Source organism: Paenibacillus sanfengchensis, from assembly GCF_036864765.1.
GTDB classification, from domain to species: Bacteria; Bacillota; Bacilli; order Paenibacillales; family Paenibacillaceae; genus Fontibacillus; species Fontibacillus sanfengchensis.
In genome coordinates this window covers 141,887-162,399 of sequence record NZ_JBAGJC010000008.1, presented here as the reverse complement: position 1 = coordinate 162,399, position 20,513 = coordinate 141,887, and the positions used below count along the sequence as shown (strand labels likewise).

Here is a 20,513-nt window from a genome sequence, read left to right as displayed (position 1 = left end):
CATGCCCGAAAGAGATTGGCATAGAAAAACCCGCTCATTTGCGGGTTTTTCATTTACGGCCGTCACACCCGGAAGGAGATGGTCGGCTCGACGGACACCGGCTGTGCCGCGCCTTGCGGTGTGTAGATTTTCACATCGGATGCCGTTGAACCGGCAACCGGTTGAACCGGCGGCACGTCCGTCCCTTCTCCCGCCGGCAGGCCTGCTTCGGCAGAAGACGCGCCTCCAGGCAGGCTCTGACCGGCTTGTCCGGTGCCGCCGGTTTCCACGGTCACCGGCTTGCTTGCGGCATACCGCCGCATCTCCGCTTCCCGAACAGCCACTTCCCGGCGGTGCTTTTCGAGGGCCGCTTCGCGCTCCGCCTTTTCCTTAGCCCGCTTCTCCTGTTGGTCTTTCTCCAGCGCTTTCCCAGCCTTTTCGCTGGATGCGGCGGCATTCTTCAAGGAGTTGGAGGCATACCCTGCCGCATTGTTCATGATGTCAGATTGTTTACTGTCTTTCGCCCAACGATATACCCCCATGGACGCATCCGCCATTTTCATGGAGGAGGCTGCCCCCATCAGCCCCTGCATGACTCCGATTGGTAACATACTCATTCCAGATCCCTCCTTTCAACAAAAAATACAATTTATGTTTCGTCGAAAATGGGAGCGATCTAAAGCATTATGTCATAATCGGCCGCCTGTATGTCATGAACGGTCGGCTTGTCCGCTCGCCAAGGGCAACATGAGGGAGAGGCGGAACACCCCGGGCTGCAACTCGATATCCATCGTTCCCCGATACTTCTCCACTATGGCTTTCATGCTGTCCAATCCCATACCATGCAACTCGGCAGGTGCCTTACGGGTCATTAAAGCTACGGATGGGTCGCCCGCGTTTTCCATGCTATTCTTCATTTCCAGTATATAAAAGTGCTTGGCTGCTCCGGTCTGAATGTGAACAAATTTCCGCCGGTCCGGCTGCTTAATCCGCTTACAGGCTTCTATGGCATTATCTAACCCATTGCCCAGAATAACACTCAGGTCAAAATCCGATATCCCGGAAAATCCGAGCCTTTGCAAGTCACATTGAAAATCGATTCCGGATTGTCTTGCCTCATGACCCTTAACGTATAGTACGGCATCGGCAACAGGATTGCCGGTTATTGCGTAATCCTCCAGCAGGCCGCTTTTTTCGGAAAGGTGGTTAAGATAGGCTTTGGCGGCGTCCACACGTTTGCCCTCCAGCAAACCCATGAGGCTGATGACATGATTTCTCATATCGTGCCGTACATGCCGCAATTCTTTCTGCTGGTTTTCCAGGGCCTGATAATGCGCTACCTGCAAGGCCAGCCGCTGCTCGTTCATCAACTGAAGCATCGCATGATTCGTTCCGAAGACCAGCCGCAAGCTTGCCGCAAGTCCAAGCACGGACAGCAGGAACAGCATGACCGGATCCCCAAATTGGAAAACAAACGAGGGGAGCGGGAGATTTCTATATACATAAAGTAGATGAAATAACTGGTGGTGATTGAATATATACGCCGCTATTTCCAACGCCAGCACGATAAAAGCCATCGGGAGAAGCAGAAGCCCCGAAATTCTGCGCGGGAGGTTCCCGCCCAGGGAGGAACAGCGGCGGGAAATGACTTCGAGGAGAGTCACGCAGATAGCATACCTCAGCGTGCTGATCCAGTAATAGACATGCAATGGCGGCACATGATGAAAGTAGTGGTCAAAAGCCACATCCACGCATCTTCCAAGCAGCGGAACAACCGCATACGCGGTGAGCTGTTGAATGACGTATAAAACGATAGCAATAGCCAGCTTCTGAGCGGGGTTGCCCCGGAACAAGAGCTGGATTAGAAGCATTAGTCCCAACCAAGAGCAGGTTGTCCCCACAAAATAATTCACGCCGAGCACTCGATTAAGAAAAATGTAATCAAATCCGATGGGGTACAGGACGAGCACAGCAGCCGCCGTTTTCGGCGAAGCCTTGGTGCCAAGCAGTCTGTGGCAAAAAAGAAAGAACCCGTATCCATAGAAGCCCAGCACAAGGCATTTGGCGAAAAACCAGACGTTCATAAAATGCCGCCTTCTTTTTTTACATAATTCAGCAGCGCCTCCATGAACTCCTTGTGTCGGCGTTTGGACAGTAACACCTTGTCCCCGTTATCCATCAGAATTTCATTTTTATCAAAGCTCATTACGTGCTTAAGGTGGATCAGATAGCTTTTGTGACATCTAAAAAAGCTTCGGCGGTTAAGTTTTTCTTCCAATGCACTGATCTGATCATAATACTCTAACACGCGCTGGTTACAGTGCGCTTTGATGACGCGGCCGCTGATTTCGAAGTAGATCACGTCATCCAAAACGAGTTTTATCGCCTCCCGGTTGCGAGTCACGACAATATACCCTTCTCCCCGTTCCTCGGCCGAGCACTTATCCACCACCGCCAGAAGAACCTTGGCCAGCTTGCCGTCATCGACAGGCTTGATGAGATAATGAAAGGCCTCTACGTCAAAAGCATCGTAAACATGCTCCCGATAAGCCGTAATGAACACGAGGAGAAAAGGCCGGCTTCGTTTTCTCATCAAGGCGGCCGTAGTCAGTCCGTCCAGGTGCTCCATTTTGATGTCCAAAAATAAAAGATCAAACGCGCACGCCGACTCCAACAAAGCCGAACCTGCAAAGAATTGCTTAATGCTATGCGCGACACCCGCTTCTTGTAAAACCGCATGAACCTTTTTTGAAAGCTCAAGGCACTCCACAGCCTGGTCGTCGCAAATGGCAATGGATAACATTCCAATCTCCCATTTCTAATAATGCTTCTTTATTTATATTTTTCGGTTGGAGATACCATAGATTTAGGAAACCCAGGAAAATACCCGCAGAATTTCAGGACACTCCCCTTAAGGCCGCCAGCCGCAGGGCAACCTGATCCAGTCGCTCTCTGATCAATACAGCTTCCGCATACTTTGACGGAATGCCCTCGTATCCGAAATAAATCCCGGCCAGTCCGCCCGCGATCGCTCCAATCGTGTCGGAATCCCCGCCGAGGTTGGCAGCCCGCTCGACCACCGCGCTGAAATCCGGGGCCGTCAGCAAAATATGCAGCACCCACCGAAACGTGTGCACCACAAAACCGCTTGGCCCGCAATCAGGTTCCTGTTCGATCAGGCCTTCGTATTCGGTCCCGGCAACTTCGCGCCGGATGGCGTCCCCGAGCTCTTCCCCGCGCAGCAGGCGGTCGGCGATCCGGTTATAGATGACGCAAGCTTCATTGCACCGTTGATCGTAATGCGTCATTCTTGACTGCATCACCGTAACCCTCTCGATCTCGGCCGGCTCCCTGTAGGCTAGGGCCACGGGCAAGCATCTCATGAGGGAGCCGTTCCCCCCGCTTTGCCCGAGATCCATGTGCGCATAGAAGGCCGCCTCCTTCCAACTGCCCTCGTAGTGTTCAAAAACGTGACGAATAATGTTCCCGATATCCTTCGGCCTGGAATGGTACCACTCCAGAAAAAGACGCCCGATCGGCTCCTCGGGATCAGCCGGATTGTGCAAAATCCCCTCTGCGACGCACAACGTCATCATGGTGTCATCTGTCACTTCCCCGGGCGCAAGCCCCCACACTCCACCGCCCACAATCTCCCGCAAATATCCGTACTGCGCCCGGATTTCGCGGGCATTCATAAATTCCGTCGTTCCGCCAAGGGCATCCCCGACAGCGACGCCGTACAATCCGCCCTTAATTCTGCTATGGATTAGCGCTTCTTCACCCATCCCGTCGCCCCCCCATCTTTGATCGATCTGTAAAACTGTTCGACATCCGCCCGAATCGGTAGGCCGGAAACCTGCCCGTCGCCCACCTCGATCACCAGCCATTCTCCGCCGGCCGTCTTGGCGATATCCATGGTAAAAAAGCGGCTTGCTATCCCCCCGGCTACATTTCCAAAAGGTTCGAGGTTAACATGAACCCGGCTTGCGCGTTCATAAGCGGCCTCATCCCAATAGTCCAGGCAAGCGATCATTTTATGATCCAGGAAAAACAAACGGTACTCCTGAGCCAGCGGCATCCCGCTCTTCGGGTGTACACCAAGCTGGGCGAGAGGAACAAACTCACGGATGACAACCCCGCCGTTTAGTTCGGAGCCTTGGCGGCTGAGGAAATTCTCCACCACTCTGCGAACCCCTTCCCGGTCCGAGGCGTCCGGAATGAAGCAGGCGTCCTCCCACTCATGCTTTCTTGATTTTACATAATCCTTGACCAGGACGGGTTTGCTCCGAAAGACGGTCATTTTTTCAAAAAGCGGGCCCAGGCCCTCCTTAAGCTCCTCCTGAGGAACCCAAATACTGTAAGGGGTCACCGCCTTAATCGCCTCGTACGAACGGGGAAAATCATGCCCGCTCCTATATGCCTCAGGCGAATTGATCAGGATGGCATTCTTGCGGGACAGGGCTTGATATAAGCGCTCGTAGTCGTCCGGCTTCAGCATCCAGCCCCGGTATATAAACACTTTCGGCGTTTCGAAAGCGGGTACGCGCCGGACCGCCAGTTCCGCACTCCCCTCCAACAACGCCTCCAAAGAAATCAAATGAACATCCGCTCCAAGCCTGCGGGCCGTTTCATATTCCCGCAAGTATTCCATGTCCGGGGCCTTCTCATTTAAAGGGTCCGAACAAAACACAAATTTCATTTTCTGTACAACCTCCGCAATTATATTGTGGATAAAATCCGCCGCCGCCCGCGGGGCGCGGGCCGGTTAATTTTCGTCTGCCTCGCAGCATCCCGGCGGGATCCGATCAGCCAGCCACACTTCATTACCTGCGTAGTAAAAAGTCACACCCGTTTCTCTTGCTTTTTGCGTATCGATCCGGAGGATGACCAGTTCCCCCCGGCGGCTCCCCGCCAGCGCGGCGAAATGCGTCCCTTCCGACAGATGCACATACTGCCGGCACATCGGGTGAAGCCCTTCCTTGAGAATGGAAGGTAGCGCCTTCCGGTTCGTTCCGTGATATAACACGGCCGGCGGCTCGCCCGGAGCATATTGCACCCGATCATGGCTGTGGCCGTACCTGGCCCGGATACGGTCATCCTCGATGACGAAACGCTGTTTGTCAGAATTGCGGACGACCTGCTCCACATCTTCGCGTTGGACCCGGGACCACCGCCGCTGGGCCGCGATCGCCCGGAGAAGCGCGTCCACTTCGCACGATCCGTCCGCGGGATTCAATTGGAGGCCAAACTCCTCGGGAGTATGGCGGAGCATTTTGCTCATCAGCTTGCTTAAACTTTTTTCGGAGCTTGAATCCAGCATCATGGCATTCCTTTCGTCCATTTGGTTACTTATACCAACTAATCTCTGATTGCATTATAACCCCTCCCGGCCCTTACGGTCATGTGGGGGGACGAGTTTCGTCACTATCGGCTGGGGGTTCAGGGCCTGAAGCTTGCAAATTAGTCCGCCGCTTTCGTTTTCGGTGAAAATAACGATCCTTTGGGCCGCTATTTCGGGCCGATTCGGCTCCGCGGGAATCATAGCGGTCAAAACGGCCTTATTGCCCTGGTGCAGACCCCGAAATCAGGTTTGCTGCAATTTGTGCGATCCTGGTGATTTAAGCAACTTGAACACATTGGAACGCCAACTTGACTCCCTGCGCCACGCAAACTACTTTCTGCCCCCATGGAGAATTCCTGCGGATTTGCATTTTTCGGCCTAGGCGGAGGCCTGCCCTGTGGCCCGAACCCTCGGAGGGTCTCCTTTGCAGACCTTACTGCCTACCCTGCGGTGATGTGGAGTCCGCCCCTCATATGGTATACTGCCTGTAATATATGAAAAGGGTGGTTTTACTAGGATGTGGAAAGAATTTAAAGCCTTTGCCCTGAAGGGCAATGTCCTTGATCTGGCCATCGGGGTAATTATCGGCGGGGCCTTCGGTAAAATCGTAACCTCCCTGGTCAATGATATGCTGATGCCCCTATTTGGCATCTTGATGGGCGGCATCGATTTCAAGGACCTTATCTTTCAATACGGAGAAACGAAATTGATGTACGGCGCTTTTTTGCAAACCGTCATTGATTTCTTCATCATCTCCTTCTCCATTTTCCTGTTTGTGAAAGGACTCAACAGGTTCAAACGGAAGGAAGAGCCGGAACCGGAAACCCCGCCGGAACCGTCCAAGGAGGAAGCGCTGCTCACGGAAATCCGCGACCTGCTGAAGCAGCAAAGACAAAACGGAGCGTAACCCCGAACGGGGGCGTGGCGGTATGAGGCGGCATGACGTGACCTAATTAACGGGAATTCCTCCCGTTAAATTGGGCCTATTCGTCCTCAGAGTCGATTTAGCTGGAAAACCTCCCGTTAATTCATCCGAAACCAGGGTATACCAACGGTTGGGCCGCGAAATAGATGGAGCTTTTCCATCTATTTCGATTCCAAGGCCCACGAGCGGAAAATTAACGGGAGGTTTTCCCGTTAATAATCCAGAGCGGCGCGGATGCGCCAAAAAGAGCCTGAACCCCCTCCCGGCGGTTCAGGCTCTTGTGCATCGTCATTACAGCCGCGGATCGATGGCCTTCTCCTGCGCCACTTCAAACAGCAGGTTGGCGGCGATTTCCTGATACGCCGTGTGCCCGGGGGCAATGTCGGCGAATGGAACGCCCAGCAAACTCATCCCGAGCCGATATTCGTTCAGCGAAGTGCGAAGCTTTTGGCTGATGTTCTTTTGTTTCAGCAGCTTGCGGTATTTATGCGGGAACTTGTAGTCGTACCCGTAGATGATGGACAAGTACTCGGGGTTCCGCACTTTCATGTAAGGCACGGTGGCGCCGGTCCACACCTCCGGCTTGATGACGACGCCCTCCATGTGCTTCTCCAGCGTCAGCTCGACGAAGTACCGCTCCGCTCGCTCCAAGCTGTCCGGCGCCGACAAATCCAGCGCCAGCGCTTCGTCCTCCGACAGGAAGCCGTACATGTCGGACGTCGTCCAATCCGGCAATTGCTCCCGTCCGTCATCATAGACGATTTTGAGCAGGGCAAACGGTTTGTACTCCAGCTCGCCTTCGCCGTCCGCAGCATACCATTCCAGCTGACGCTTGTAGGTCTCGTAAGCTTGGACGTGTTCTTCCAGCGGGACATAGGTATCGCGGAGCTCATGAACATGCTTGTAATTCTGGTACACGCTTGGACCGTACTTGTCGCTCAGAACGGACTTCGAAGCCCGGAACTGGTCCTGCTCAAAGCCGCTCGCCTCATAGTCCTCAAGCAGCTTCCCGAACGCCTGCTCGAAGCCGTTTTGCCGCAGGAACGCAAGCTCGGATTCCAGCGCGGTCCCGATCGGCTTAAACTGCCGCTCGATCAGACCTTCGCCCAGCGCCTTCCACGGAAGGAGCTCCCCGTCCAAAAGCAGCATGGCGATCTTCTGCTCCTCCATATAGCCGCCGAACTTCCGCAACAGCTTGCCGAAGATCTCCGACAAGTCCACCTGATTGATTTTGTACCCGTTTCGGCTGACGGCAAAGCACTTCTCCGGCTCTTTATGCAGATATACATTGCATCTCGACCCCATATATTTGGGCTGCAGCACGATCCGCTCTACACCGCGGTCCCTGAAATAAGCCAGCCCGCGCTCCAGGGACTCCAGCTCGCCGGCCGCTTCGTCCTTATCGGCCGGCGACATCGTCCCGGAGATAAAATTGATCTTATGCCGCGAGCAGTAGTGGAGCCGGCGGATTTCGTCCTCTTCCAGGTCCGCCACCGACACCTTCCGCTCCCGCTTGAACAGCGTCTTCAGCTCTTCCCCTTCCCCGATGACCGCCTGGGCCGATTTGCGGGACTTCAGGAACGGTTTGTACGAGATGCTGACCGAAGTCAGCAGATTCCCGTGCACACTGCCGGTATCGATATGGAGTTTGTTGCGGATGCGGAACGGCTGCTTCGCCGCGATATGTCCAAACACGTGGTAAGGGTGATTGGACACCGCTTCCTCCTCCAGAAAGGCCAGTTGCTCCTCGAACGAAGCCTCCCGATCGATCCGGAAATTCCGCTGGTGCCGCGCCGAGTTCGTGTCCAGCTTCCCGATATATTTTTTCCGGCACGGCGCATGGGTGACATAAAACGAAGGACCTTGGACCCCGACATACCGGTAAAACGGCTTCGACAGCGACACCAGATGCCGGAATTTTGCCAGAAGTTCCGCATCGCCGCGCAATACCTCAATCGAGTCGAAATACGAGCGAACCAGCTCATGATCGGCACCCTGAATTTCCCCGTTCAAATATTTACCCACAAAGTTCTCATGGTTGCCGAGCACGAAGTAGAAGTACTCCCGATTCTCGTAAAGGAATTCGATGATCTCCTTCGTTTGCCGGCCTTTGTCGATCCAGTCCCCCACCAGGACCATCTTCGTCTGCCGCAATCGCTCGGGCGCCGACAGCTTGCCGTCCTCCAACCGGAAGCCGTGGTCGCGCAGCAGCCCCTGCAAATCGCCTACACATTCATGGACGTCGCCGATGATAACATACTGCTGATCCTGCGGGAGAACTCCGGCCAGATAAGCATCCAAATTCTCAATGACGATGCGGTATTCCGGATTCGCTCTCCCTTCCTCAGGCAGGAAGAAATCTTTGGCCCGCACCTTATGGATTTTGGCATAGCCTTCCCGGGCCAGCGAGCCCAAGACCTCTTTTCTCAGCCGGTTGATATGGTTGGTAATGAGCTTCTTCGAGCGCTCCGAGGCATAGTAATCGTCCCGCTTCCGGTAATCGAACACGATCGCTTCCAGATTATAATTGTTCTGATAGGCGATATCCTTCACTTTGGCCCGGAAATCCTCGGACAACCCGGTGGTATCGACCACCACGAACTCCGCGTTGACCGGAAAAGAAGTCGCCATTTTCAAACGCTCGAACAGAAGATGAAACGCCTGCTCACTGGCCTCCAGCATCACTTGATCGTACTTGTCGTAATCATGGCCGAGCACCTCCTGGCGAATCTGGTCTGAGGACAGGTATTGCACGTTGCTCTTGATCCCTTTGTCCCGATCTTCGAAACGCAGCCCAGGAATCAACACTTCCTTGGCGAACGTGGTTTTGCCGCATTCGGTAGAGCCGATCAGCATAAAAACCGTATGAACTTTACTCCGGAACTCCATGGATCAGGCCCCCTCTCTCTTCAAAATAACCCCTTGGGTCGTTGTGATCCCGTCGACCTCGTCGCCGATGGCTACAAATTCATACTGTAGATTCGCGAAGCGCTTCAACAGATCGCCGATCCAGGCCTGGAACGAAGCTCCGCCCAGCTCCCATTTGTGATCGTCATGCCGGAAGCCTTCCAGCTCATAATAGCGGTTAAAGTCGGCATTCGGCGTCGTGATGATCAACCGGTCGAAATCCACCTGTCCGCAGATTTGCCGGATCAGTCGCTCCGCTTCCTCCCGGCTCATATGCTCGATGACCTCGGTCAAAATCACATCGACCCGTTCCCCGTTGTAGCTCTCCAGAAAAAGATCGATCGAGGCGAACGTGATGATATTGTCCAGCTCTTTTCGCGCGGCCTTCCGCTGGACTTGCTCCAACAGCTCCTCGTTGATATCGACCGCGTAATAGCTGCCTTCGATCTTCCCGGCAAAAGGAATCGCGTAGAATCCTTCTCCGCAGCCCACGTCGAGAATCGACTTGTCAAAAGCGAGCGCGCTTCCGATGTAGTTCCGCCGCTGCAGCGCCGTGCCGCCAAAAGCAAAGCGAATGCTGTAGCGGTCCGTCTTCTCGAGCTCCGCCTTGTATTTTTTGAACCGGTCCCGGGAAGCCAGAAAGTTCCGCACGAACAGGCTCCGGATGTAAAACGGCGCGTCAATCACGTTCAGACTCTTGATATATTTGTCCAAAATGCTGTCCGAGATATCGACGTACTCATTGCCGAACATCGACAGGAACAAACACAGCACGCTTACCGCGTGAAGGAGCTGGTACAGGCTTTTTTGCGTCTTAACGGTCAAAGAATAGCTTTTGTACGCCTGATGCGTGATTTCGAAAGTGAAGTCCTTCAGGTGCTTCTCAAAAAACGCGATGTACTGCACACGTTCGATGTGGATCATGTTGATAAAAAAAGTATGCTCATAGCCCTCCGCATCCTGCTCGTTCCGCGTTTTTAACGGGGCGGAAAAGAACTCGCCGATCGCGTTCAGCGGAAACAGCGGCGTATTGTATCTCGACACATTCAGGTACTCGAAGGTCTCCCCCTCATGCTGCTTATACGAGATGTCGTTGTCGGCGTCTTTAAAATAGACGTTAAAGGTCTGTTCGTCGGTATACCAGCCGTAGGCCGTCCCTTTGCGGATCGAGCGCAGCTGCATGCCGGAATGCGGATTCTTTTTGATCAAAAATGAAAACTTCGGATTCGTGGATGTAACCTGTACGATAGCCATAATGAACCTTCTTCCAATGTGAAAATATGTACGCGATTGCCCGCCTCTACGCCCATACCTCGCGCAAGGCGGAGCGAAAGAGGGCGTCCAACCGCTCGTCTTCGAGCTGCGACGGTTCCGTCTTGAATTTGGCGGCCGCCTCCTCGAAGTAATCCAAGCGCTCCTCCAAATATTCGTGGATGGCGGTCAACTTGGGCTCCAGATCAAGCTCTTCCCCGGCCTTTTTGCGGTCCAGCAGGCGTTGAACTGTGTCCATCAGTGCGCTTTCCGGCGGGATCAGGTCCTCCACCAGCTTGTCGAACTCCACCGGAGGCATCGTATTGTACTTCTCGATCCAGCCGCAGGCGAGCACCGGCCGCAGCACATAGAAATACTTCTTGATCTTCACCCGTTCCCCTTGCAGATATCCCCGGAAATTCCCCTTCGCCATGTTGAGGTAGTGGTATATGCATGATTTCGGCGAAAACGTCAGCGGGGATATGCGGCGGATCTGCTCCGCCATGGAATACTTCTCCAAATATTGTATCGGAGAATGCAGCCATTCCAATAAGGGCGGGTTCGATTTGCGGAATAGCCGCAAGGCCTTCTTCAAATCCCAACCGTTGATGTCCAACTGATCGCTGATCGGCCGCTCGATGACATCGCGGCCTTCGAAGATGGACAAATACCAATCCTGAGGCCGGATATAGAGAAACCGGACGTCATAGTCGCTGTCCCGCGAAGGGAAGCCCCAAGCGCGGCTTCCCGATTCGCAAGCGTATAGAATACTAACCCCTTCCTGCTCTTCAATGCGCCGAAGCTCGTTCAGGATGACGGGGCGGAATTCGGACGATTCCTGGGTCATAGGGGATCACTCCTTCTTGTCGAGGTCCATGGCATCCACCTGCTTCGTCATGGACGCGTAGCCTTGCAGCGTCTGGGCAATGTAGGACAGGACCGTGTCGCTCCAACCGTAAATGTAAAAGGTGTTGCGGTCCATTTCCGGCACCATCGCGTACCGGTAAGGAGCGATGTCCACGATGAACGCCTTGACTTCCGGGTTGATGTTGGCGCGGTACTGGGCCAGTTCCCGGTAGAACGGGCTGCCGGTGTTTTGATGCTCATCCGTAATGATGATGATCTGATCCACCCGCTTGCGCTCCAGAAGCAGCTTGCGCACGGGCGCACCGGTATCGGTCCCGCCGCCGGCGCGAATATGCTGCGCTTGGCCGAGGATGCTGTCGCGCTTCGAAGGTCGCGCGTCGTGGACCTCGTGGTTGAACAACCAGAACAGCGAGTTTCCCCGCGTCTTCTTGAACAGGGCCAAGGCAAATACCGAACCGGTCTCCAGATATTGTCCCTCCATCGAGCCGGAGATGTCCAGGAAAATCGCCGTGTTCCCGCCCAAATCCGGCAGATTGCCGAAGGTCAGGTCCACCGCGTCCCGCAGCGCGTCGCGCAGATCGGGATGCTCGACCTGACGAAAGGCGGTAGCGAACCGGAACGGCAGGATGCGCGCCTTGCGCAGCGCCTCTTCATCGTTGAACCGCGCGATAACGTAATCCACGTTCCGCTTATCGTCCAGGACGCCCGCCCGCTGCAGGGCGTTCAGGTGGCGGAGCAGCGCAAAGGTCGGCATCTGGTACAGCAAGGCCTCCCACACGGCCTTGGTCGGCTGAATTGCGCCGGTGACCGTCTCGTACGGAAGCTTGCCGCATCCGATCCACTCGATCTGCTCGCTTTCGCTCGCGGCGCGCTTCAGCCGTTCCAGCGCCGCCACCTGCGGCAGCAGCTCAAGGTCGGCCTCCCAGCCGCGCAGGTACCGGAACAGCGCCTGCTGCTTCAAGTCCGCCGGCTTCGGATGGGCCGTGGCGATCACGTCGCCCAGGCTGTAGCCGCGGCCGCGGCCGTTGTATTTGACAGCCCAGTATTCGCTGACGCCGGCCAGGAAGTGGTTCACCTGGCGCTTGACCGCACGGCCGCCCTCCCCCCGGCCCTGACCCTTCAGAATGGTCAGGAAGTCGAACAGGTCGGAAGGAATCCGCACGACCTGCGGGAACACCTTGGCAAACAAATCCGGCCGGTAAGCCGAGAGCACCGCCAGGCCGAAGATCGGCTGCAGGCGCATCAGACCGGTATTGCGGGCGAACACGAGCGCTTTTGCCATAAACGTCGGGTTGGCCGCCGCCATTTCATGGTGGAGCTGCTCGGCATCGCTCAGGAGTTCTTTTTGATCGGCATAAAACGTATTGCTCATCGTATTGGTCAGCAAAGTCTGCAGGTACTGTTCCTCCGCAGACCGCGTATAAGCGGGATAATGATCTTTGTTGCGAGTGGTCGGTCTGAACGGACCGAACAATTTTTGGGCGAAACTCATTTTAAATAACCTCCTATATCCGTATGTGAGTGCAATGACGCCCAACAGAATATTTAGATAACACCGGTGAGGAAAAAGAGGGGCGGGTTCGGTGCAGGAGTCGAACCTGCCGTAAAGCCCGGTAATTCCATAAGTGCGCTTGGATGGCGAAGTAACCCGCCCCGGCGCCTCACCGGTATTATTTAGATGTGCTGGGAACGGGTGCGCGAGGAAGAAAGCTTGTTGAGAAGGCTGCTGTGCCCTCCGGCACGATCATTACTAATCCCTAATTAGTCGAAGTAACCCTCTCAGGCGCCTCGCGCGCGTTCCTGCATTTGATGCAACTCATCTTCGAGGAAAAAGGCGGACAGGTCACATAAACTGCTCTACCTCTGAGCTATTCCGCCGTTAGGCGGAAGTTGGATTCGAACCAACGGCCAGTCGCTTAAAAGGCGAAGGATCCCGTCCAGGCGCCTCGAAGATCTCACTCGGCCGTCCCCTTGCGGCGATGACCTTGTGAACCTATCTTCGCCGATTTTTCGCTTCGCGAACATGGCGAAAGTATTACGAGGGGAAAATTTCCGGGTTGGGTTGGGGAAGCTGAACGGATGAAAGGTATGGTTCCTTTTATTTAAAGGGAATACTTCCTGCTAATTTTCCGGTGTGGGCCCTTTGAAAGGACTTAGCTGGAAAAACTCCCTCTAATCAGGGCCTTGCCGGCCGCTTCTCCCTTCCTCGGCTGAAATAACTGGAGGTTTTCCGGCTAATTCAGCTCAGTTGCCGGGTAGGCACCAAATTAACGGGAGATATTCCCGTTATTGGGCCGCATCTTTTGTCAATCGATCCAGTCTTCGTCAAACCAGCGGCAGCGACGTATCCGGCACCAACGTTTGGTGGAAAAACAACAAGAGCGTCAACGCCAAAGGGCTCGCCGCGAGCGAAGCCGACTTCGTCAGCCTGACCCCAACGCTCACCCGCAACAGCAACGGCTCTCCGAACCTCGGCAGCTTTCTGAAGCTGAGCGAAGGAAGCGACCTCGCGGGGGCCGGTACCCCTTCCGGCGCCAATATTTGGGGCACGCTAAAACATACTAAAGCGATACTTGCCTTCCAGTCCGAACGAATTCCAGACGGTATGGCCGGGGATCCCCTGGCTGTACCGTTTTTTTGTTTCACCGGGACAAAACGGGTATAGCCAACTTTTCGGGCCTGCGCCTCCCGGGCCCTATGGTATCATGTTCATAACGTTAATTTTTATGGAAGGAAATCATTATAAAGCATGAATATTTCATCCTCTGTAACATCCAAGCAATTAATGGAGCTGCTATTAAACGTAGCTGTCGTCCGCCCGGTGTTTATCTGGGGGCCGCCCGGCGTGGGAAAATCCTCGCTGGTTCAGCGGTTCGCCGATCTGGTCGGCTTGCCTTGCGTCTCGCTGCTCGGCAGCCAGCTGGCACCGGAAGATCTCATCGGAGTACCGCAAATCGTCGACGGGGTGAGCCGGTTTTGCCCGCCGAGCATGATTGCCCGAAACGAACCTTACTGCCTGTTTCTGGACGAACTGAACGCATGTACGCATGAGGTTCAGAAAGCCTTTTACAGCTTGATTCTGGAAAAACGCGTCGGCGAATACCGTCTGCCGGAAGGCTCCGTCGTGATTGGAGCGGGGAACCGGGCCCAGGACAGCGCGATTGTGAAGCCGATGTCGTCCGCGCTCATGAACCGCATGTTTCATGTGCAGCTTAAGGTTTCCCACCGCGAATGGCTGGAGTGGGCTTACGAGAACGACCTCCATCCCCTGGTCATCCAGTATATCGAGACGCGCCCGGATCATCTGTGGGTTCAGCCGCCGAAGCACGAGGAACCGTTCTCCACGCCAAGGTCGTGGCACATGTTAAGCGATGCGCTGAAGGAATACGGGGATCGGCTGCAGCCGCAGGTCCTAGAGATTCTCGCGACAGGCTGTCTATCCCCGCATCATGCCGGACAGTTCAAGGCTTTTTATAAGCAGAGCCATCATAAATACAAGCTGCATGAAATTATCGAAGGCGGAGCGAACTGGCCCCACCTGCCGGAGGACCGGGATGTGCTTTACTTTATGGCCCAGTCTTTCCGGGCTCACCTGATCAAGGAGCTGCCGGAATCTAAGGACGCGCTCGCCGAACATCATAAGAAGCTAGCCCACCGCGCCAAGGCCCTGCTCAAGAATTTAAGCGCGATCAGTCTCGAAATCGCCCAACTGGCCGTGGCCAGGGACGAAGCCGGCGAGAGTCTGCCGGATTGGTTCCTGGTGGAGATCGTTCGGGACTTGCCTAGACTTGTACAGAAGAAGGAAGCATGATCGATTATGGGAAAACAAAAACAAAAGTCCGGAGAAATGGACCCGGCCACACGGGCTTATGAGGAGGGGCTGCGGTTTGTCTCCCGCCACCCGATGTTTGCCCCGCTCGCGTCGCACGCTCATTTTGTGCGCATGGAGGGCAATCTCTGCCCGGATAACGGTTGGGCGGTCACGACAAACAGCGGATATATTCATGTTCATCCGAAACGCAGGGCCCTGTCCGAAGAATGGATTTACATTCTGGCCCATGCCCTTCTGCATTTAGGCTTCGGGCATTTCAAGGTCATGGAACGGCAGGACATGTGGAACACGGCCTGCGACGCTTTTATCGCCAAGTTTCTTTACGATATGCGGCTGGGGCAGCCTCCGGAGGGAATGGACGGGCGTGTAGAGATCGGAGCAGGAAGCGAGGAAGAGCTTTACCGGAAATTTATGGATAGGGGGCTCCCCCCTGCCTTCCACAACCTGGGTACAGCGGGGCCGGGACACCAGGACATGCTCCTCAACTCGAAGGCTTCCGACCGCTCTTACTGGGGTAACAAGAACGTCAACTGGCAGGATTTGTTGGGCAAAGGGCTCGCCATGGCCGTGACGAGCGCGGTCAATGTGTCGGCGGGGTATGAAGCCTACCTCGGCGCAAACCGCGATATTTTGACGCCCGTTATGAAAGCCCGCAACTGGTTTGTCAGCAGTTACCCGCTGATGGGCGCGATGGCGGCCGATTTTCGAATCATTGAGGATCCTCTGCTCTGCACCCGCCTGTCGATTTCGGTGGCCGCCGTCGATGCCGAGGCCAAGGAAATTTACGTCAACCCCGTAGCCGGGCTGGATGAGCAGGAATGCCGCTTCGTGCTCGCCCATGAATTTCTGCACGTCGGACTACGGCACCATGCCCGCGCGGAGGGGCGCGACCCCTACCTGTGGAATGTCGCCTGCGACTATGTCATCAACGGGTGGCTTATGGAAATGGGGTTGGGCGCCTTTCCCCGGGTGGGAGGCCTGCATGACCCCGAGCTTAAAGGACTGTCGGCGGAATCCGTTTACGACCGGATCGTCACGGACATGCGGCTGTACCGGAAAGTCGCGACTTTTCGCGGCGTCGGAACGGGCGATATTCTGGAGCCGAAAGTCCCCTATTGGTGGGACCGAAAAGACGGGCTGACGCTGGATGATTTTTATCGCAGCTGTCTCGGTCAAGGGCTCGACTATCATTTCGACCAAAACCGGGGCTTCCTGCCGGCGGGTCTGATCGAGGAGATCCGGGCCTTGTCCCAGCCCCCGATCCTGTGGGATGTGGAGCTTGCCAAGTGGTTTGACAGCTACTTTTCCCCGCTGGAAAAAGTCCGGACTTACGCCAGAATCAGCCGCCGGCAATCCTCCACCCCGGATATTCCCCGCCCCCGCTGGGTGCCGGATGCGGGAGCCGAGGACGGCCGCACCTTCGGCGTGGTTCTGGATACCTCCGGTTCCATGGACACCAAGCTGCTGGGCAAGGCCCTGGGGGCGATCGCCAGCTACAGCATGGCGCGGGACGTGCCGCTCGTTCGGGTCGTGTTTTGCGACGCGGCCGTCTACGATCAAGGGTACCTCGCGCCGGAAGTGATTGCGGACCGCGTCTCCGTAAAAGGCAGGGGCGGAACGACCCTGCAGCCGGCCATCGATCTGCTCGAGCATGCCGGGGATTTTCCGAAAAGCGGCCCGTTGTTGATCATCACGGACGGCTACTGCGATCGGGTGAGCATCCGCCGCGAGCACGCTTTCCTGATTCCGAAAGGAAACCATCTTCCCTTCGTACCCAAGGGGAAAGTTTTCCGAATGGACTGACGCCTGTTAAAATAGGATTATACATAATCAGGAAACAGGTGGTTGAGGTGGCAAAAGAAAGCTTCGATAAGGAAATCCAGTTTCTGCGGATGCTCGTGCTGACCAGCGGGGCTTACAGCAGGCAGCAGTTCGCCGAACGTCTCGGCATCTCCGTCCATACGTTCGACAAGACGCTGCGCCGGCTGAAGGATATCGTCGGCACGATGTATCAGCAGCTGCCGCAGGAGCAAAGCAAGGAATTCGCGGAGGCGATCCGCTTTAATTACTACGAGTCGGCGGACCCGATGCTGCTCTTTCTGTTCCGCGCCAAGTCGCTGAAGGGATCGGAATCGGTGCGCTTCTCGCTCCTTCTGGCCGCGCTGAACGACCAGGCGCTGACAGCGATGGAGCTGATGGACTACTGCTGCGGCAGCCTCCCCTCCGACATCCCGCTCCCCGACGAGAAAACGGTCCGGTCGGATCTGAAATACTTGGAAGAGGTCGGTGTCATCCGCAAGGAGTCCGCCTCCCGCCCTTACCGCTACCGGTTGGACAACGACCTGGTGCGGGAATTGACGGAGGAGGAGCTTTACGACCTGTACGATTTCGTGGATGTGATGGCCAATACGCAGATCCCCTCCGTCCAGGGATATCTTCTCCGCGACGGTCTAAAGAAGCATCTGCTGCGAAACCGGGCCGAGCCGCAGGCGCTGGAGCATTTTTTGTATAAATACCACTATTATTCGCGGATTCTGGATGAGGCGCATTTGTTCACGCTGCTGGACGCGATCCGGCATCGGCGGCGGGTGCGGTTTTTGTATTTTTCGCCCAAAGCCGACAAAAGCTACGCCGCGCAAAATACGAACCCCTTGTTCGAAAGGGAATCGCAAGGGAAATTGGAGAAAACCCTCCCCTTGAAGGTCGTTTACGACCACCAATACGGGCGCTGGTATTTGCTCGCCTCCGGCAGAGAAGGCATCCGGAAATACCGGATGGAAGGAATGACCCAGCTCGAGGAGGAGGACGCGGTGGCCGAGCAGGTATTTGCGGAGAAAGCGGCCGCTCTGGAGGAGAAGATGAGGTACAGCTGGCTGCTCGATACCGGACGGCCGGTGACGGTGCGGGCCCGCTTTTTCAATCCCGGTCATTTCGAACCGAATTTTGTCAGGGAGCGCGTCCTGCTGCAAGGTCAATGGGGGCAAATCGTCGCCGAGGAAGAGGAGAGCTTCATCTACGAAATCAAGGTCAACGGCACGACCGAAATCAAGCCGTGGCTGCGGAGTTTCGGCTCCAGCTGCGAGGTGCTCGAACCGCTTTATTTTCGCCGCGAAATGATTGCCGAGTGGAAGGAGATTCAGGCCTATTATGAATCCGTTTGAGAAAATTTTTAACTACCAGGTCATTTCCCGTCTGGATGATTCCGGCACGTTTATGGTCACCGCGCACGAACGGGCCTGGCTGAAAAAGATGCTGAAGCATCCGGCGGCCGAGGCGGCCTTTACCCCGGAAACCCGGCAAAAGCTGCAGGATTTGCTGCAAAGCGTAGAGGAGCTGACCACTTCGGATTATCTGACCGAAAAGGCGAAAAGCGCGGAGAAACAGGTATATCACCCGCTGCTGCGCGCCTTGCGCAAACATATCATTGAGCGGGGCGGCATCCGGATCTCGTTCCAGGTGAAGCGCGGCCGAGTGCAGCCCGATCGTTCGGGGCTTGCTTACAAGCTGGAATATTCCATGGTCAAAAGGGAGTGGTATCTGCTCTGGTACGATCTGCGCCATCGGTCGTTGATGAGCACCCGGCTGAGCAAATTGATCTCCATCGCCCCCGAACCGCTGGACCCGGCCGCCGCCGACCGGGCCTACGAGGAAATTGCCCGGACGCTGGACTCGCGAAAGACGGAAACCGTCCTGGAGGTGGTCCGGGAGTACCACAAAGAGTTGTCGCGCATTCTGTACGCTTTTTCCTGCTTCGAGAAAACCGTCGAATACGATGAAGAGCAAGGCACCTACCGCCTCCGCGTTTGCGTTCTGGGGGACGAGGTGGAGTATCTCCTGTCCAAAATCCGTTTTCTCGGCAAACGGGTGCGGATTCTGGAGGGCGACTATTTGAAGCGGAGGATGCTGGAGGCGTCGACCAAGGCGCTGGAGCGGTATGGGGATGATGCTGAAGAGGTGGAGTTGTCTTCGTAAAAATAGAGCGGGCGCGGAGATCCTTGTGCTGTGCGGATCTCCGCTATTTTCGCTTCTCCAGCTTCTTCTTGAGCTTGTCCAGTTCGTCCTGCATGGCCGGGCGACGCGGATACATCTCACTCAACCGGTCCAACAACCGCAAACTCGCCTCCCGGGCACCCGCCTCGAAGTAATCTTTGAGAAGCTTGCAGGTTTCTCTGTACTTTCTTCGCTCCGTTGCCTCCTTCGCTTGATTCAAAATAAACTCCTCATACAGGAGATAGGTCTCTTCCGGAAATTCCTTGGCTACCCGCTTCCCGTATTCCCTAATTAGATACTTGTCCTTATGGAGCAGCTCCAGTAGTTTTGCAAACTCCCCGGCTTGATTCAGCAAGGAGGCGTAATCATGGGACATGAGATTTGTGGAAAGCTCTTGCAGCAGCGGCTCCCTCTTTTGTTCCCAAGTTCCCTTCGCTTCATAAAGCAGCTTAAGCTTCGAATAATATGACGTTCTACCGCGGAGCAGGATGTAATGAACAATCTCCTCCAGCTTCTGTGAATCGTTGGTTTCCGTATAGATGGACTCCAGATATTGCGCCCATTTGAGGTTACGGTCACCCCATTCTTTTCTCTGGGACATCGCCTGAACGCAAAGTTGCTCGGCCAACGCATAGTCTTTTCTTTCCAATGCCTTGTTGACGGCCAGTTCCCTGACCTCGGACACTTCCAGATTCTCCATCAGGTACCGGTCTGACGCCTCCGGTCCCTCAAGCCGCTCCACAATTTGATAAGTAATTAAATGCTCATCCGGATATTTGGAGCCGCTAAACATTGTCCCGAAACTTCCGCACACCTCGTAGACTTTTTGCGCCTGCTTTTCATCGCGAACCAACACGACCGCGGCTTTTAACAGACGAAAGCCAAAATCGGCCCAATCCCTCATTCCCGGAAGTTTGGCGGTCTTGAGGAGGGTTTCAAAAAAGTGTTTCCGGTTCGCTTCATCCGCCGTCTCGCACAGGGCGGCCAGCGCTTGAATGCTGAAATTGATCGCTTCTCCCAGGGACCCTGATGAATCATCGGCGTGGGAAAGAAGTTTGATTCCTTCCTTAACCAGCATGATCTCGATATCAAAAGCCAGGACGGAGTCGTCCATAGCTTCGGCTTGTTCCAGGATCGCCACCATTTCCGCACCAACCCGATTACTGCCTCCGTAAGGCAGGAAGCCCCGGTCCGAATGGCGGCGAATCGTCGCCTTAATCTGATCCTTAAATTCCTTGAGCTGCGGATGTTCCGGCATGGGAGCCCTCCTAATTTTTCTTAATAAACCCCTTACGTTTCAACTAAAATCTGCAACATTTTCACACTTAACCAGTTTTATTAACCAGTTTTAACGGGAAAATCCCCCGTTAATTTTCCACTCTTGGCCCTTGGTTCCGATTTAACTGGAAAAGCTACATCTA

17 protein-coding genes and 1 tRNA gene are annotated in these 20,513 nt (G+C 55.2%); 6 read left to right on the top strand and 12 right to left on the bottom strand.

What is annotated here, in order from left to right; all coding sequences use genetic code 11:
- Positions 1 to 62 precede the first annotated feature (62 nt).
- The 6 genes from V4U84_RS18100 to V4U84_RS18075 all read right to left on the bottom strand — a co-directional run bounded on the left by V4U84_RS18100 (position 63) and on the right by V4U84_RS18075 (position 5,299).
- Positions 63 to 596, bottom strand: coding sequence for a hypothetical protein (locus V4U84_RS18100; protein ID WP_334074220.1), 534 nt, complete (start codon positions 594 to 596; stop codon positions 63 to 65).
- Between the two features lie 93 nt (positions 597 to 689).
- Positions 690 to 2,063: a sensor histidine kinase gene (locus tag V4U84_RS18095; protein WP_334074219.1), complete on the bottom strand. Its 1,374-nt coding sequence runs from the start codon at positions 2,061 to 2,063 to the stop codon at positions 690 to 692.
- Entirely contained in the window at positions 2,060 to 2,782 is a 723-nt protein-coding gene (locus V4U84_RS18090) for a LytR/AlgR family response regulator transcription factor (protein WP_334074218.1), read from the bottom strand. The genes V4U84_RS18095 and V4U84_RS18090 overlap by 4 nt, the downstream gene beginning before the upstream one ends.
- A 94-nt stretch (positions 2,783 to 2,876) precedes the next feature.
- The gene (locus V4U84_RS18085; RefSeq protein ID WP_334074217.1) at positions 2,877 to 3,764 is read right to left on the bottom strand and encodes an ADP-ribosylglycohydrolase family protein; all 888 of its coding nucleotides are present in this window, start codon (positions 3,762 to 3,764) and stop codon (positions 2,877 to 2,879) included.
- Positions 3,746 to 4,678 carry an ATP-grasp domain-containing protein gene (locus tag V4U84_RS18080; RefSeq protein WP_334077639.1) on the bottom strand — a complete coding sequence of 311 codons (933 nt, stop codon included), beginning with the start codon at positions 4,676 to 4,678 and terminating at the stop codon, positions 3,746 to 3,748. Before V4U84_RS18080 ends, V4U84_RS18085 begins: the two co-directional genes overlap by 19 nt.
- Before the next feature lie 66 nt (positions 4,679 to 4,744).
- Entirely contained in the window at positions 4,745 to 5,299 is a 555-nt protein-coding gene (locus V4U84_RS18075) for an RNA 2'-phosphotransferase (RefSeq protein WP_334074367.1), read from the bottom strand.
- Between the two features lie 538 nt (positions 5,300 to 5,837).
- On the opposite strand from V4U84_RS18075, the gene mscL reads away from it, so the two are divergent.
- Entirely contained in the window at positions 5,838 to 6,227 is a 390-nt protein-coding gene (mscL, locus tag V4U84_RS18070) for a large conductance mechanosensitive channel protein MscL (protein WP_334074215.1), read from the top strand.
- A 309-nt stretch (positions 6,228 to 6,536) separates the two neighbouring features.
- Here mscL and V4U84_RS18065 read toward each other — a convergent pair whose 3' ends face one another.
- The 5 genes from V4U84_RS18065 to V4U84_RS18045 all read right to left on the bottom strand — a co-directional run bounded on the left by V4U84_RS18065 (position 6,537) and on the right by V4U84_RS18045 (position 13,235).
- Complete coding sequence (locus V4U84_RS18065; protein ID WP_334074214.1) at positions 6,537 to 9,134, bottom strand: metallophosphoesterase; 2,598 nt, start codon at positions 9,132 to 9,134, stop codon at positions 6,537 to 6,539.
- A 3-nt stretch (positions 9,135 to 9,137) separates the two neighbouring features.
- Entirely contained in the window at positions 9,138 to 10,406 is a 1,269-nt protein-coding gene (locus V4U84_RS18060) for a class I SAM-dependent methyltransferase (RefSeq protein ID WP_334074213.1), read from the bottom strand.
- Between the two features lie 46 nt (positions 10,407 to 10,452).
- The gene (locus V4U84_RS18055) at positions 10,453 to 11,250 is read right to left on the bottom strand and encodes a nucleotidyltransferase domain-containing protein (RefSeq protein ID WP_334074212.1); all 798 of its coding nucleotides are present in this window, start codon (positions 11,248 to 11,250) and stop codon (positions 10,453 to 10,455) included.
- 6 nt (positions 11,251 to 11,256) lie between these two features.
- Positions 11,257 to 12,762: a TROVE domain-containing protein gene (locus tag V4U84_RS18050; RefSeq protein ID WP_334074211.1), complete on the bottom strand. Its 1,506-nt coding sequence runs from the start codon at positions 12,760 to 12,762 to the stop codon at positions 11,257 to 11,259.
- Between the two features lie 389 nt (positions 12,763 to 13,151).
- Positions 13,152 to 13,235 (bottom strand) — tRNA-Lys (locus V4U84_RS18045).
- Positions 13,236 to 13,518: 283 nt separating this feature from the next.
- On the opposite strand from V4U84_RS18045, the gene V4U84_RS26970 reads away from it, so the two are divergent.
- The 5 genes from V4U84_RS26970 (at position 13,519) to V4U84_RS18020 (ending at position 19,074) form a co-directional block, all read left to right on the top strand.
- Entirely contained in the window at positions 13,519 to 13,935 is a 417-nt protein-coding gene (locus V4U84_RS26970; protein WP_416367266.1) for a hypothetical protein, read from the top strand.
- 84 nt (positions 13,936 to 14,019) lie between these two features.
- Positions 14,020 to 15,081 (top strand): MoxR family ATPase, encoded by a 1,062-nt coding sequence (locus V4U84_RS18035; protein WP_334077638.1) that lies wholly within the window; start codon positions 14,020 to 14,022, stop codon positions 15,079 to 15,081.
- Positions 15,082 to 15,087: 6 nt separating this feature from the next.
- The gene (locus tag V4U84_RS18030; RefSeq protein ID WP_334074209.1) at positions 15,088 to 16,905 is read left to right on the top strand and encodes a vWA domain-containing protein; all 1,818 of its coding nucleotides are present in this window, start codon (positions 15,088 to 15,090) and stop codon (positions 16,903 to 16,905) included.
- A 47-nt stretch (positions 16,906 to 16,952) separates the two neighbouring features.
- Positions 16,953 to 18,263, top strand: coding sequence for a helix-turn-helix transcriptional regulator (locus V4U84_RS18025; protein WP_334074208.1), 1,311 nt, complete (start codon positions 16,953 to 16,955; stop codon positions 18,261 to 18,263).
- Positions 18,250 to 19,074, top strand: coding sequence for a WYL domain-containing protein (locus tag V4U84_RS18020; protein ID WP_334077637.1), 825 nt, complete (start codon positions 18,250 to 18,252; stop codon positions 19,072 to 19,074). The genes V4U84_RS18025 and V4U84_RS18020 overlap by 14 nt, the downstream gene beginning before the upstream one ends.
- Before the next feature lie 43 nt (positions 19,075 to 19,117).
- Here V4U84_RS18020 and V4U84_RS18015 read toward each other — a convergent pair whose 3' ends face one another.
- Positions 19,118 to 20,350, bottom strand: coding sequence for a hypothetical protein (locus tag V4U84_RS18015; RefSeq protein WP_334077636.1), 1,233 nt, complete (start codon positions 20,348 to 20,350; stop codon positions 19,118 to 19,120).
- Between the last annotated feature and the right edge of the window lie 163 nt (positions 20,351 to 20,513).